Source organism: Ruegeria sp. YKSF57, assembly GCF_059612585.1.
This window is the reverse complement of the sequence record NZ_JBXWQW010000031.1, coordinates 25,135-38,893: the sequence shown is the minus strand read 5'-3', so window position 1 is coordinate 38,893 and position 13,759 is coordinate 25,135. Positions and strand designations below refer to the sequence as shown.

General features: G+C 57.3%; 15 protein-coding genes and 1 tRNA gene. 10 read left to right on the top strand and 6 right to left on the bottom strand.

All coding sequences use genetic code 11. From position 1 onward, the window contains the following. Positions 1-75 precede the first annotated feature (75 nt). The 8 genes from AC2FLX_RS14270 to AC2FLX_RS14235 all read left to right on the top strand — a co-directional run bounded on the left by AC2FLX_RS14270 (position 76) and on the right by AC2FLX_RS14235 (position 5,462). Positions 76-612, top strand: coding sequence for a YceD family protein (locus tag AC2FLX_RS14270; RefSeq protein ID WP_480749962.1), 537 nt, complete (start codon positions 76-78; stop codon positions 610-612). Between the two features lie 205 nt (positions 613-817). Beyond that, complete coding sequence (gene rpmF / locus AC2FLX_RS14265; protein ID WP_008756996.1) at positions 818-1,024, top strand: 50S ribosomal protein L32; 207 nt, start codon at positions 818-820, stop codon at positions 1,022-1,024. 24 nt (positions 1,025-1,048) lie between these two features. Continuing rightward, a complete protein-coding gene (gene plsX / locus AC2FLX_RS14260) occupies positions 1,049-2,149 on the top strand; it encodes a phosphate acyltransferase PlsX (protein WP_496810579.1) in 1,101 nt (366 codons plus the stop codon). Positions 2,150-2,168: 19 nt separating this feature from the next. Further along, positions 2,169-3,140 (top strand): beta-ketoacyl-ACP synthase III, encoded by a 972-nt coding sequence (locus AC2FLX_RS14255; protein ID WP_496747327.1) that lies wholly within the window; start codon positions 2,169-2,171, stop codon positions 3,138-3,140. A 96-nt stretch (positions 3,141-3,236) separates the two neighbouring features. Beyond that, the gene (gene ihfA / locus AC2FLX_RS14250; RefSeq protein ID WP_480601149.1) at positions 3,237-3,539 is read left to right on the top strand and encodes an integration host factor subunit alpha; all 303 of its coding nucleotides are present in this window, start codon (positions 3,237-3,239) and stop codon (positions 3,537-3,539) included. An 18-nt stretch (positions 3,540-3,557) separates the two neighbouring features. After that, positions 3,558-4,187, top strand: coding sequence for a MerR family transcriptional regulator (locus AC2FLX_RS14245; RefSeq protein WP_480749959.1), 630 nt, complete (start codon positions 3,558-3,560; stop codon positions 4,185-4,187). Between the two features lie 60 nt (positions 4,188-4,247). Beyond that, positions 4,248-4,324, top strand: a tRNA-Pro gene (locus AC2FLX_RS14240). 58 nt (positions 4,325-4,382) lie between these two features. Further along, the gene (locus tag AC2FLX_RS14235) at positions 4,383-5,462 is read left to right on the top strand and encodes a 2'-deoxycytidine 5'-triphosphate deaminase (RefSeq protein ID WP_496810578.1); all 1,080 of its coding nucleotides are present in this window, start codon (positions 4,383-4,385) and stop codon (positions 5,460-5,462) included. Between the two features lie 242 nt (positions 5,463-5,704). On the opposite strand, the gene scpB is transcribed toward AC2FLX_RS14235, so the two are convergent. The 6 genes from scpB to AC2FLX_RS14205 all read right to left on the bottom strand — a co-directional run bounded on the left by scpB (position 5,705) and on the right by AC2FLX_RS14205 (position 12,294). Beyond that, positions 5,705-6,364: an SMC-Scp complex subunit ScpB gene (scpB, locus tag AC2FLX_RS14230; RefSeq protein ID WP_496810577.1), complete on the bottom strand. Its 660-nt coding sequence runs from the start codon at positions 6,362-6,364 to the stop codon at positions 5,705-5,707. Continuing rightward, positions 6,357-7,151, bottom strand: a complete 795-nt coding sequence (locus AC2FLX_RS14225) for a segregation and condensation protein A (protein ID WP_496810576.1) — start codon at positions 7,149-7,151, stop codon at positions 6,357-6,359. The genes scpB and AC2FLX_RS14225 overlap by 8 nt, the downstream gene beginning before the upstream one ends. Continuing rightward, complete coding sequence (nagZ, locus tag AC2FLX_RS14220; RefSeq protein ID WP_496747329.1) at positions 7,141-8,148, bottom strand: beta-N-acetylhexosaminidase; 1,008 nt, start codon at positions 8,146-8,148, stop codon at positions 7,141-7,143. Before nagZ ends, AC2FLX_RS14225 begins: the two co-directional genes overlap by 11 nt. Beyond that, entirely contained in the window at positions 8,145-9,221 is a 1,077-nt protein-coding gene (locus AC2FLX_RS14215; protein ID WP_496810575.1) for an SPOR domain-containing protein, read from the bottom strand. Before AC2FLX_RS14215 ends, nagZ begins: the two co-directional genes overlap by 4 nt. A gap of 88 nt (positions 9,222-9,309) precedes the next feature. Continuing rightward, complete coding sequence (gene argS, locus AC2FLX_RS14210) at positions 9,310-11,055, bottom strand: arginine--tRNA ligase (RefSeq protein ID WP_496810574.1); 1,746 nt, start codon at positions 11,053-11,055, stop codon at positions 9,310-9,312. An 81-nt stretch (positions 11,056-11,136) separates the two neighbouring features. Further along, positions 11,137-12,294 (bottom strand): deoxyguanosinetriphosphate triphosphohydrolase, encoded by a 1,158-nt coding sequence (locus AC2FLX_RS14205; RefSeq protein WP_496810573.1) that lies wholly within the window; start codon positions 12,292-12,294, stop codon positions 11,137-11,139. Between the two features lie 76 nt (positions 12,295-12,370). Here AC2FLX_RS14205 and AC2FLX_RS14200 point away from each other — a divergent pair, with 76 nt between their 5' ends. Continuing rightward, positions 12,371-12,694, top strand: a complete 324-nt coding sequence (locus AC2FLX_RS14200) for a HesB/IscA family protein (RefSeq protein WP_480749951.1) — start codon at positions 12,371-12,373, stop codon at positions 12,692-12,694. A gap of 281 nt (positions 12,695-12,975) precedes the next feature. Then, a complete protein-coding gene (xth, locus tag AC2FLX_RS14195; RefSeq protein WP_496747315.1) occupies positions 12,976-13,755 on the top strand; it encodes an exodeoxyribonuclease III in 780 nt (259 codons plus the stop codon). Positions 13,756-13,759 lie beyond the last annotated feature (4 nt).

Below are 13,759 nucleotides of genomic sequence, written 5' to 3'. Positions count from 1 at the left end.
TCTTGCCTTGGCGCCACGCGGCTTCTATCCGATTACAGAAACCAACGCGCCGGTTCAACACACGAAAGATCCCGGATGAGAGACCAGACACCCCTTCGGGTCGCCGACCTTGCCCAAAACACGCCAACGGAGTTCCACCTGCGTCCCGACGCATCTGAACTGGAACGCATCAGAGATGAAATGGACCTGTTGGGCTTGCGTAAACTGAGCTTTACAGGAGAGCTTCGGTCAAGAGGAAAACGCGATTGGGTTCTTTCGGCAAAGCTGGGCGCAACCGTGGTCCAGCCTTGCGTGATCTCTCTGGAACCTGTCACCACCCGCATCGATTCCGATGTGCGCCGCGTGTTTCTGGCCGATTGGCAGGAACCAGACGAAGCCGAGGCCGAAATGCCCGAAGATGACGAGACCGAGGCACTGGAAGCATTCATCGATCTCGACACTGTGATGATCGAAGCGCTGTCTTTGGCCTTGCCACAATATCCTCGAAAGGACGGTGCCGATCTGGGTGAAGCAGTATATACGGAACCGGGAAAACAAGCCATGACAGACGAGGACGTAAAGCCGTTTGCGGGTTTGGCCGAATTGCGCAAGACGCTAAAAAAAGACAAGTGACATGAGGCCCGAGACCTGTCATAGCAGGCGCTCAGAAAAACCACTTGAACATGACGAGAATCGCGGTATTTTCGCGCGCTCATCGGATTTTGGGTTGGACATCGTGAGGGCAGTGCCCTAAACGCGCGTCACGCCACGAGAAAACGAAGAATGTAACCCGGCCGGCGGCAGATCCGCAGGCCCCAGTCAGACAAAGGTTGAGACAATGGCTGTCCAACAGAACAAAGTTTCCAAGTCGCGCCGCAACAACCGCCGCGCGCACGACGCTCTGGTTGCTGCCAACCCGAACGAGTGTCCGAACTGTGGCGAGCTGAAGCGCCCGCACCATGTGTGCGCGTCCTGCGGTCACTATGACGACCGCGAAGTCGTCGCTCAGGCCGACGAAATCGACCTGGACGAAGACGCGGCCTAAGCCCGTTCGAGTGCAGGCCACCACATGACGGCTCAGCCAGATCAGACCGGTTTCAGGAACGGACAGATCATAATCTCGGTTGACGCCATGGGCGGGGACGCGGGTCCTTCGGTCGTTGTGGCGGGCATCTCGATTTCGGCCAAGAAGAATCCGGAAATCGGATTCATCCTGCACGGCCCGGAAGAGCAGCTGCGCAAACTGGTTGCCAAACGGCGTGTCCTCGAGGGACGCGTCGTTTTTCGTGATTGTACCGATGTCGTCACGATGGAGGACAAGCCAAGCCAGGTTGTGCGCAACGGCAAGCAAACCTCGATGTGGTCAGCGCTCGACTCGGTTCGCGAGGGCGAAGCACATGGCGCCGTGTCCTGCGGCAATACCGGTGCGCTCATGGCCCTGTCCATGATGCGGCTGCGCAAACTGCCCGGTGTGAACAGGCCTGCCATCGCGATTCTGTTTCCGTCGCGAAACCCGCAGGGGTTCAACGTCATGCTCGACGTGGGCGCGGATGTTAGGGCGGACGCCAAGGATCTGTTGCAATTCGCGCTCATGGGCGCCTCTTACGCCCGCAACGGCATGCGCCTGTCACGCCCCCGGATCGGACTGCTGAACGTCGGCACCGAAGAGCACAAGGGCCGCGCCGAGTTAAAAGAAGCGCATGGCCTGATCGCAGAGTTTGCCGAGCAGGCAAATTTTGAATTCGCCGGTTTTGTCGAAGGCAGCGATATCACCGGCAAACGGGCCGATGTGATCGTCACTGACGGCTTTACCGGCAACGTGGCGATCAAGACCGGCGAAGGAACGGCCAGTCTGATCGGCGATCTCTTGAAAGAAGCGTTCAAATACTCTCCGCTGTCCCGTCTGGCGTCAGTTCTGGCGATCACGTCGCTGCAGCGGTTGAAGAAAAGAATCGACCCGCGCCGCGTCAACGGCGGCGTGTTCCTGGGTCTGAACGGAACAGTCGTAAAATCTCATGGCGGTGCGGATGCGACGGGCGTTTCCGCAGCGGTTAAACTTGCGTTCACGCTGGCAAAGTCCGGATTCTCGGAAAAACTGGCGGCTCGGGTTGCAACAACCTCGGCGCTTGCCCAAGATGACGGTCAGGCAGCATCGCAGGCTGGACAATAACAAAAGGCGGTAACCGGGCATGGCAAGCCGAGCAGTAGTAGTAGGTGTCGGGCATTATTTGCCGGAACGCGTGGTCCCAAATTCGGAATTCGAAGTGACACTGGACACGTCGGACGAGTGGATTCGCACCCGCTCGGGGATCGAGCGCCGTCATTTTGCCGCCGAAGGCGAAACCACGTCGGATCTGGCGACTTGCGCAGCCGAGGCCGCATTGAAGGATGCGGGACTGACCGCTGAAGATATCGATGCCATAGTACTCGCCACGTCGACCGCCGACCTGACCTTTCCATCCGCAGCGACCATGGTGCAGGCCCGTCTGGGTATGACCAGGGGATTTGCCTTTGATGTCCAAGCCGTCTGCGCAGGTTTTGTCTATGCGCTCAGCAATGCGAACGCGCTGATCCTGTCGGGGCAAGCCAAACGCGTGATGGTCATCGGAGCCGAAACGTTTTCGCGAATCATGGATTGGACCGATCGTTCGACTTGCGTTCTGTTTGGTGACGGCGCCGGGGCTGTGATTCTCGAGTCACAAGAAGGTGAAGGAACAGCAAAAGACCGGGGCATCTTGTCGACGGATCTCAACTCGGACGGACGGTACAAGGATCTGCTTTATGTCGACGGCGGAGTTGCAACACAAAACACCGGCTATCTACGCATGCAAGGCAACCAGGTGTTTCGCCACGCGGTGGACAAGCTGGCCAAAACCGCAGAAACCGCATTGGGCAAAGCTGGCTTGAGCAGCGCGGATGTAGACTGGATCGTGCCGCATCAGGCCAATATTCGCATCATTCAGGGCACCGCAAAGAAAATGGGCCTTCCAATGGAACGGGTTGTCGTCACGGTGCAGGATCACGGAAATACGTCGGCAGCATCCATCCCTCTGGCCCTATCCGTTGGTAAGCAGCGCGGACAAATCAAACCGGGTGATTTGATCGTAACCGAAGCAATTGGGGGAGGCCTTGCCTGGGGCGCCGTCGTCCTGAGATGGTAACAGGCGCGATAGCGCTTACACAGCCGCCCGCAATTCATTGATATTGACAGCGAATTTACCCTCCCCCTATGCTTTGCCAACAACAGGGGAAATGGCATGAGTGACAAAACACTGACTCGGATGGATCTGAGCGAGGCTGTCTTTCGCGAAGTCGGACTGTCGCGCAACGAAAGTGCACAGTTGGTCGAAAGCGTACTGGACCATATGTCTGACGCATTGGTGCGGGGCGAACAGGTCAAGATTTCGTCTTTCGGTACTTTCAGCGTTCGCGACAAGACCGCTCGCATTGGCCGTAACCCCAAAACCGGAGAAGAAGTTCCGATCCAGCCACGACGCGTGCTGACATTCCGTCCCTCGCACCTGATGAAAGACCGCGTCGCCGCCGGAAACCGCAAATAACTTCGGGATAGAGAGGACATGAGCAAATCTCCCGACGCATTTCGCACCATAAGCGAAGTTGCGGATTGGTTGGGGGTACAAGCCCACGTCCTGCGCTTTTGGGAAAGTCGCTTTTCCCAGGTCAAGCCAGTCAAGCGGGCTGGGGGACGACGCTATTACCGCCCCAATGATATGCAGTTGCTCGGTGGGATAAAACGGCTGCTGCACGATGACGGCCTGACAATCAAAGGGGTTCAGCGCATTTTGCGTGAAGAAGGAGTCGCCCATGTCGCACGATTGTCGCAAAGCCTGGATGAACCGGCGGTTCAACAGGCCTCGGCCAAGGGCAACGTAATACCCTTCATGGAACATGCGGACACCCGTCCGACGGCCACGCAAATGGACATGGACCTTGGGGACCCTCCCGCACCACGGCCTCCCCTCGGGAGCAATGCGTCGACCGGGCTTGCAGGTGAATTCAAGACTGAGGACGATACCCCAAAAGTTGCGGTTCATAGCGAGATCGAATCTGATGGCACGGAATCAGGAGTTCTGGCAAAACTTTGGTCGATCGATCGGTTTGACAAGAAAAAACTGGTCCTGATTGCTCCACTCGCGCGTGATCTGAGGGCATGGCTGGATAAGGTCGACAATCAGGCAGCGGGATAAGAAAAAGGCAATGTTTTTCTCTTGCTCCTGCCGGGAAAACCATTATGAACACCCCAACGTCGGGCTATGGCGCAGCCTGGTAGCGCGTCCGTCTGGGGGACGGAAGGTCGCAGGTTCGAGTCCTGCTAGCCCGACCAAATCACACCGACGTACCATATCCGCAGGCCAGAACATCTGGCCCACAGGGGGATCGGCATGACAGGCGTATGCCCGAACCAGAAAATCGAGCAGATGATCGAACGCGGCCAGATTGCCGCAACACACCCGATCCTGGCGGCGCAAGTGCAGCCAGCAAGTCTTGATCTACGTTTGGGAATAGTTGCTTACCGTGTCCGCGCCTCGTTTCTGGCGGGCGAAGGCAACACGGTCCAAGACCGGCTGGAAGAATTCGAGATGCACCGCATCGACATCAGCGAAGGCGCGGTTTTGGAAAAGGGCTGCGTCTATCTGGTGCCGCTGATGGAATCGCTCGCCCTGCCCCCGGACATGAATGCGGTTGCAAATGCCAAGAGTTCTACCGGGCGACTTGATCTGCTGACACGAACCATCACCGACAGCGGCACCGAGTTTGACCGGATTGCATCGGGTTATGTCGGACCGCTCTATGCTGAAATCTGCCCCCGATCTTTCTCGGTTCTGGTACGTCCCGGGATGCGGCTCAACCAGATCCGGTTCCGTCAGGGTCAGGCGATCTTGTCTGATGCCGATCTAAGGACGGTGCACGCCAAAACTCCGCTGGTGGATGGCCCTGCGGTTATTCAGGACGGACTTGGGTTTTCCGTTGACCTGCGTCTACCCAACACTGATTTGGTGGGCTATCGCGCCAAACCGCATACCGGGGTTATCGATTTAGATCGAATCGGTGCCTATGAGCCGTTGGAATACTGGGAAGAAGTGCGCAGCAAGGATGGGCGCATCATTCTTGATCCCGGCGCGTTCTATATTCTCGTCAGCCGCGAGGCGGTTCACATTCCCCCGATGTATGCCGCTGAAATGGCTCCCTATCTCGCCATGGTCGGCGAGTTCCGGGTGCACTATGCGGGTTTCTTCGACCCCGGTTTTGGACATGCGGCCGCTGGCGGTGCGGGATCACGCGGGGTGCTGGAGGTGAGATGCCACGAAGCGCCCTTTGTGTTGGAGCACGGTCAGGTTGTAGGTCGCCTGGTTTATGAACAAATGGCCGAGTTGCCGACCCAGTTGTATGGCGCGGGCATCGCGTCGAACTATCAGGGTCAAGGCCTAAAGCTGTCAAAGCACTTTAAGACGCCGTTGTAACCTACTACGTTGACTTAAAAACGTATAAACTTCCGCATCTGGCGCGAAATGCGTTGTGCCTGTCGAAATTTTTTTTTTGATCTCGCGAGAGCTTTTGTCTCGGCTGCGTCTTTTCAGCCGAGGTGGCTTGGTCATCCAATCTGCGGGTCGCGGCGAAATCGACCCCAGTGTCGACGCCACGCTTTAGCAAGTGGCGTATAGCCTCTCGTACAATCCGGTCAATCAACCTGTTCAGGTTCATGTCATTCCTCTTCGAAGAGTTCGGACTGCCCGTCCTCACCTTCTGCTTCGTCCCGCCCTTCGCCTATGGGCATCGCTCCGGGTGGTGGACGATTTTCCAACAATCCAGCGGCGCGCAGTTCTTTCAGGCCCGGAAGATCGCGGGCGCTTTCAAGGCCGAAATGGTCCAGAAACTGGGGGGTCACCACAAATGTCACGGGACGACCCGGCGTCATACGCCGCCGGCCCAACCTGATCCATTCCATTTCCAGCAACTGGTCGATTGTTCCGCGCGAGACAGAGACACCGCGAATTTCCTCGATTTCGGCGCGGGTACAGGGTTGGTGATAGGCGATGATCGCCAGCATCTCGATCGCCGCGCGGCTAAGCTTGCGTGTCTCAACCGTTTCCTTCTGCATCAGAAAGCCCAGATCGGGGGCAGTTCGAATAGCCCAGGCCTCACCCACCTGAACCACGCGTACACCCCGTCCTTCGTAACGCTTTTTCAGTAACTCCAGGGCCTGGCTGGCATTACTGCCATGCGGCATCCGGGCTTCGAGATCGGCAATACTGACTGGTTCGGCGCTGGCAAAAAGCACCGCTTCGGCCATACGTTCCTGTTCAGCCAAAGGAGGGGCATCGAACAGGTTCCCGGAAGTGTCATTCTGGGTCGCGTCAGTCACGTCGCTCTGTCCTCTTGCGCAATTGGATTGGGGCGAAGGTATCACTTTGGCGGATTTCCATATGCCCTTCCTTAACCAGTTCCAGAGAGGCGGCAAAGGTTGCCGCCGTTGCCGATCGGCGACGCATCGGGTCGGCGTTCCAACCGTTTGGTAAATAGCTGGCCATGTCCGTCCATGTGCCGGCAAAACCGATCAGCGGACGCATACGCTCCAACGCTTGTTCCATCGTGAACACCGCGTCGCGATCCATGACAAATGGGCGGAACTCATCACGGGTGCGAATGCGAGCATAGCCCTGCATCAGATCAAGCAGCGTCGCCGAATAACTGACCGTGCGGATACGTGTGACATCTTCACCCTGGCCGCGCCTGAAAAAGTCTCGTCCCAACTGGTCCCGGGCCATCAGCCGCGCAGCCACATCGCGCATCGCTTGCAAACGTTCAAGCTGGAACGCGAGATGGGCGGCCAGTTCCTCGCCCGACGGGCCTTCTTCATTAGGATCCGGGGGCAGTAGTAGCCGTGACTTCAGAAAGGCTAGCCATGCCGCCATCACGAGATAATCTGCGGCCAATTCAATTCGCAGTGCGCGGGCACGCTCCACGAAGGCCAGATATTGATGCGCCAACGCCAGAACCGAAATCTTGCGCAGATCTACCTTTTGCGTTCGCGACAAAGTCAGCAGCACGTCGAGTGGGCCTTCGAAGCCGTCGACATCAACGATCAACGCCTCGGCCGCCAGGCGATCCGTGACCGAGATCGTATCTTCGGTAAAAAGGTTATCCGACATACACCTGCCCGCCCATGAGGCGAGATAGTTCCGCCTCGGCGGCGTCGATGTCAAGTTCCTGCGGTGACTTGCGCATCGCTAGCGCCTGTTCGGCACGTTTTTGTGCGGCCTCCGTCATCTCTCCGGCGGCTTCCATCACCGCTGTACGTTCCGCGAGGGTTCCATTGCAGTGCAAAACCACATCACATCCGGCAAGGATCGCACGCCGGGACAAATTGCCCAACGAGCCATTGAGAGCCTTCATCGAGATATCGTCGGTCATGATCAACCCACCGAAACCGATCTTTTGGCGAATAACCTCCATCATACGTGGCGAAATGGTCGCCGGCTCGTTGTCGATACGGTCATAGACCAGATGTGCAGTCATCCCCATCGGTAGATCGTTTAGCGCGCGGAAGGACGCGAAATCGGTTTGTTCAAGCTCTTCCAATGTCCGGCCTACATGGGGTAGGTCGAAATGGCTGTCCAAGGTCGCCCGGCCATGTCCAGGGATGTGTTTGACCACAGGCAACACGCCACCATCAAGATGGCCCTGCGCCACTGCGCGACCCAATCTCGATACGGTATCGGCATCGCGGCCATAGCAACGATTGAGCAGAAAAGAGTGTGTTTCAGGCTGTGCCACATCGACCATTGGCGCGCAGTTGCTGTCGATACCCAAGCCCATCAACTCGTGGGCGATCAGACGGTACCGCAGGTACATCGCGCGTTCCGCGTTATCTCCTGCCCGATCCGCATGATCCAGTGGCGGCAACCACTCCCGCGCAAGAGGCGCATGCAATCGCTGCACCCGACCACCTTCCTGATCGATGGTGATCGGGCAATCACGCCCCACTGCGTCGCGGAAATCACTGCACAAGGCACGGACTTGGTCTGCAGTATCAATATTGCGGGCAAACAAAATGAACCCGAACGGGTTCAGTTTGCGAAACCGCTCTTTTTCCTCAACCGTCAGGCGAAGACCTTCGGCATCGGTAATCGTGGCCCCGAATCTCACCGCACGGAAACCGGGATACAATCAGCCCCCTGTGCCACCAATGCCGCACAGAACTGACGTGAATCACTCAGATCCTCAAACCCCATTGCGCGAAGACGATAGAATGTCCGCCCGCCGCTCGAGGTTTTTTGAATAACCCTTTGCTTTCCATCCATATAGTCGCCGAAACGACCAAAAAGCCGGTCCCATTCAACCTGAGCAACTTCGGCGCTTTCATAAGCGCCAAGCTGTGCAAGTCGTGTTCCAACCGCCAAGGTATCGGGATCAACATCCAGACCTGCGGCGGCTTTGACCGCCGCGTTGATGGCGGCCTGGGTATCGCTGCTCAGCTCGGTCCCGCTTGGCGTGGCCCGCGCAGGCCGACGGATCGGTCGAAGAGATTTGCGCACGCCTGGCTCACTAAGCAGAGCGTTGTCGGGCTGGCTCGCGATCAGATCGGCAGGATCGATGGCCGGTTCCTCATCGGGCAGTTCGAGAGCGGCGAGTTGCAACTCGTCCTGTTCCAGTGCTTCCACCGGGTCTTCGTTGGTGCCCGACAACTCTGCAACCAAAGAATCGACAGTGTCCTGCCGCAGGTCAGCGGCTTCCTGATCAGAGATTTCTTCTTCGACCACCAGTACGGCGGGCGTGGGCTTCAGCAAGCCCATCGGCGCGTCTTCATCGGCGAGCGAAACTGGTTTTGGCGCCAGGATGAGACGATCGGCAGGAGGCGCCGCGGATCCCTGCGCCGCAACTGTGTTGACCGCCAATCCCTGATGATCCGCCGGAGTGCCGCCCGGACTTTCGGGCTGGATTCGCATTGGCCCCTCAATCGCACGCACGACCGGAACGCCGCTGACATCACGCATCACCAGTTTGTAACCCCAGATGCCGATACCTGCGACCAGCGCCAGCGAGGCAACGGCACCAAGAACACTGACCATCCGGCCAAAACCGCCCGACGGCGGGAGAGCGTCCGAGAAATCGGAAATGTCCTGATAATCCAGATATTCCTCATCACCCGGAGAATGCATCTGATCCGTATGATACTCGTTCGCGGGGCCTGACAGCCCCGACTGATAGTAACTCGCCATATCCGCCTCACTGCCCGCATGCATCCGGCTCGGACGCGCGGGTCATTTCTTGCCTTGCTCCTCGGGCCGGCGGTTCGGGCGATATTGATTATCGCATCTCCTGCGCCGGCTTGACCCCAAGAATACCCAAGCCAGCCGAAATCACAACCGCAACGGCACGCGCCAAGGCTATTTTCGACTGGCTTGTGGCCACATCGCCATCCTGAAGGAAACGCAGCGAAGTTTCTTCGTTGCCCCGATTCCAGAGTGCATGAAAATCTCCTGCGAGTTCATAGAGATAGAATGCAATCCGATGCGGTTCATTCGTTCGCGCGGAAATTTCCACCAGACGTGGCCATTCGGCCATCTTTCTGGCCACTGCGAGCTCAGCCTCGTGATCGACCCGGGTCAAATCGGCAGCGACAAGTGTCGGAATGTCAGCCTGGATACCGGCCTCTTCGGCGCGGCGCAGTACGCTCATGATACGAGCATGAGCGTACTGAACATAAAACACTGGGTTCTCGCGGCTTTGTTCCAGCACCTTGTCGAAATCGAAATCCAGGGGAGCATCATTCTTACGTGTCAGCATCACGAAACGGGTCACATCCGGGCCAACTTGATCTACAACGTCGCGCAACGTGACAAAATTCCCAGCCCGCTTTGACATTTTGAATGGCTCGCCATTCTTCCAAAGCTTCACCAGTTGGGTCAACTTGATATCAAGCGACACCTTGCCATCGGACAGGGCCGACACTGCAGCCTTCATCCGCTTCACATAACCTCCGTGGTCGGCGCCAAAGACATCGATCAGAGCGTCATAGCCGCGCGTAACCTTGTCATAGTGATAGGCGATGTCCGGGGCGAAATATGTCCAGCTGCCATCCGATTTCTTGACAGGGCGGTCCACATCATCGCCATGCTCAGTAGATTTGAACAGAGTCTGTTCGCGTGGTTCCCAGTCCTCGGGTTTTTTTCCCTTTGGCGGTTCCAGTACACCTTCGTAGATCAGCCCTTTGCTGTCCAGCGACTCCAACGCCGCCTCGATCCGACCGGTGCCGTAAAGAGATTTCTCCGAGAAGAATACGTCCATCTCGACGCCGAGTTCTTTCAAATCGGCGCGGATCAGATCCATCATCGCATCGGTCGCGAAGTTTCGGATATCCTCCAGCCACTCGGATTCCGGACGATCAATCAGGCTGTCGCCATATTTGTCTTTGAGTGCCTCACCGATAGGGATCAGGTAATCGCCGGGATAAAGACCTTCGGCAATCTCGGGACTCAGCCCGTTGGCCTCGCGGTAACGTTCATAGGCCGACCGCGCCAGAACATCGACCTGAGCACCACCGTCGTTGATATAATACTCGCGGGTCACCTCATAGCCGGCATAGTCAAGCAGGCTAGCCAGCGCGTCGCCAAATACCGCGCCGCGTGTATGCCCAACGTGTAAAGGCCCGGTCGGGTTCGCCGAGACATATTCAACGTTAACTTTTTTGCCTTGCCCCATGTCGGAGCGCCCATAACCAGTCCCTTCAGACAGAATCGCCGACAAAACGCCTTGCCAGACCGATGACGCAAGGCGCAGGTTCAAAAAACCAGGGCCAGCAACTTCGGCATCGGTGATACGCACGTCGGAAACAAGTTTTGCAGCCAAAGCTTCGGCGATATCGCGCGGTTTCATCTTTGCTGGTTTGGCCAGCACCATCGCCGCGTTGGTCGCCATATCACCGTGTGCCGCATCACGCGGCGGTTCCACGGCGACATTGTCAAAGCTTAGTCCTTCAGGCAGCACGCCCTCGGATTGCATCTGTACCAGCGCGCCCAGAACGAGGCCGCGGATGTCGGAAAACAGGTTCATCGTGATGTCCTTTTGCTTGCCCGGCGGTTTATCACGCAAGACGACAAGGTCAATGGAACGCTTTGCCTTACTGCATCGCGTTCAGATCCGTTTCAGTTCGCCCCCGGTCAGGCGTGCATGGTCTTGCAACGCAAACCGGTCGGTCATGCCCGCGATATAGTCAGACACCAATCGGGCCAGCGCGGTCTCATCCTGAGCTGTCTCAATGTCGGTATGCCAATGGCGCGGCAACTGTCTGGGATCGTGCAGATAGATCGGAAACAGCTCGTCTACGACTCTGGCAACCTGCGCGCGCACTTCCATGACGGACGGGGCGCGATACATGCGGGAAAAAAGGAAGGCGCGTATTTCTTTCAACTGCCCCCAGAGTTTGGGAGAGAACCGGATGACGGGGTAACCCAAGGCGCGTATTTCTTCTACGGATTTGGCGCCCGATTGCAAGAACAGTGCAAGCGACGTTTTGATCACGTCCGAGACCATGACGCCAAAAACGCGCCGCAGTGCCTCGTGCCGACGACGATAGGCGTCAAGTTTCGGATAGGCCCGATCCACCTCGGCATAACAATCGCCCACAATGGGCAAAGCCGCGATTTCCTCGTCGGTGAACAAACCTGCCCGCAACCCGTCATGCAGGTCGTGGTTATTATAGGCGATATCGTCCGACAAGGCGGCCACCTGCGCCTCGGCACTGGCATGGGTGTGCAGTTCCAGGTCAAAGGCGGCATTGCATTCCGCCAAGGCCCAGGGCAACTCGCCAACAACCGGACCGTTATGTTTGGCAATAGCTTCAAGCGTTTCCCAGGTCAGGTTCAGGCCATCAAACTCGGCATAATGCCGCTCGAGCTTGGTGACGATCCGGATTGCTTGGGCATTGTGGTCGAACCCTCCGTATGGCTTCATCAGCGCGTGCAGCGCGTCCTCGCCCGTGTGTCCGAATGGCGTGTGGCCCAGATCGTGAGCCAAGGCGACAGCCTCAGTCAACTCGGCGTTCAAACCCAGGGCACCTGCAATAGTCCGTGCTACCTGCGCCACTTCGATGGAATGGGTTAGACGAGTGCGATAGCTATCACCTTCGTGCTCGACGAATACCTGCGTCTTGTGCTTGAGCCGTCGAAAGGCGCTGGCATGGATGATCCTGTCGCGGTCTCGTTGAAAGCACGACCGGAAACTGCTTTCCTCTTCGGGTACACGCCGCCCTCTTGCACGCTCGGGTGTCGAGGCAAAAACCGCTCTATCCAAAGCTCTAGTCCTTGTGACCTGTTGTTGCGCTTTCTATATTGTAGGTCGCTTGAGAAGAAAACCTTCGGAGATCGTTATGAACCTGCCCCCCAGAGTCACGGATCGCGCCTTTGACCGCCTGGCTGAAATCGGCGCGGCAGAGCAGGGTCAGGCCTTGCGCGTGGCAGTCGAAGGCGGCGGATGTTCTGGATTTCAATACGAAATCGCTCTGGACACACCAAAAGACGACGATCTGGTATTAGAAGGGAACGGCCAAAAAGTCGTTGTGGATGCAATCTCGCTGCCATTTCTGGAGAATGCAACGATCGATTTCAGCGAAGAACTGATCGGTGCGAGGTTCGTGATCGATAACCCAAATGCTACCGCGTCTTGCGGGTGTGGCACCTCATTTTCCATGTAAGCGTCAGTAGGGGCTTTGCCCCCAAACGCCCAAGATATATCCGGCAATGTAAAGCAGGGCTCAATATCCGGATTTAAAGCTAGAGAACTCAAAATTAAGCGAGCATCGGCATCTCCGCCTGAACCACTCAATTGTCTCGAAGAAATTGGCTAAGGATCCGGTTACTAAATCAACTGATGCTCACCCCGGAGCGCGAGGCAGAGCCGCGCAAACGACCTCAGCACCTTGCCGTCGGGTCGGTTCTACGCGATAGGTTGCCTCAGAATTACGGAGGATCGCGCATGAAAATCGCCACATTCAATATCAATGGCATTAAGGCACGAGCCGAAGCCTTGCCCCGTTGGCTGGATGATGCGCAACCAGACGTGGTGCTGCTGCAGGAAATCAAGTCTGTCGACGAGAATTTTCCGCGCGAATTGTTCGAGGAGCGTGGGTACAACGTCGAAACTCACGGGCAGAAAAGCTTCAACGGCGTGGCGATCCTTTCAAAGCTGCCGCTGGAGGGTGTCACGCGCGGATTACCCGGCGATGACCACGACGAGCAGGCCCGATGGATCGAGGCGACAGTTGTGGGCAGGACCGCTTTGCGTATCTGCGGCTTGTACCTTCCGAACGGGAACCCGGTCCCGGGTCCGAAATATGGATACAAACTGGCATGGATGGAGCGCCTTTATGACCGTGCAAAGGCGTTGCTGGCGTCCGAGGAGCCGGCGCTGATGGCAGGTGACTACAACATCATTCCTCAGGTCGAGGATGCCAAGCGCCCGGACGCCTGGCGTGAGGATGCTCTGTTTCGTCTGGAGAGCCGTGAAGCGTTCCGCAAAGTCCTAAATCTCGGCTTTACCGACGCGTTCCGGGCATGCACGCAAGGCCCAGGTCACTACTCTTTCTGGGATTACCAAGCTGGGGCTTGGAACAAGAATGATGGCATCCGGATCGACCATTTACTGATGACACCACAGGCCGCTGACCTGATGCTGGACTGTCGCATTGACGCCGAAGTGCGCGGGCACAACAAGCCTTCGGATCACGTGCCGGTCTGGGTGGAAATGGATATCTGACCCG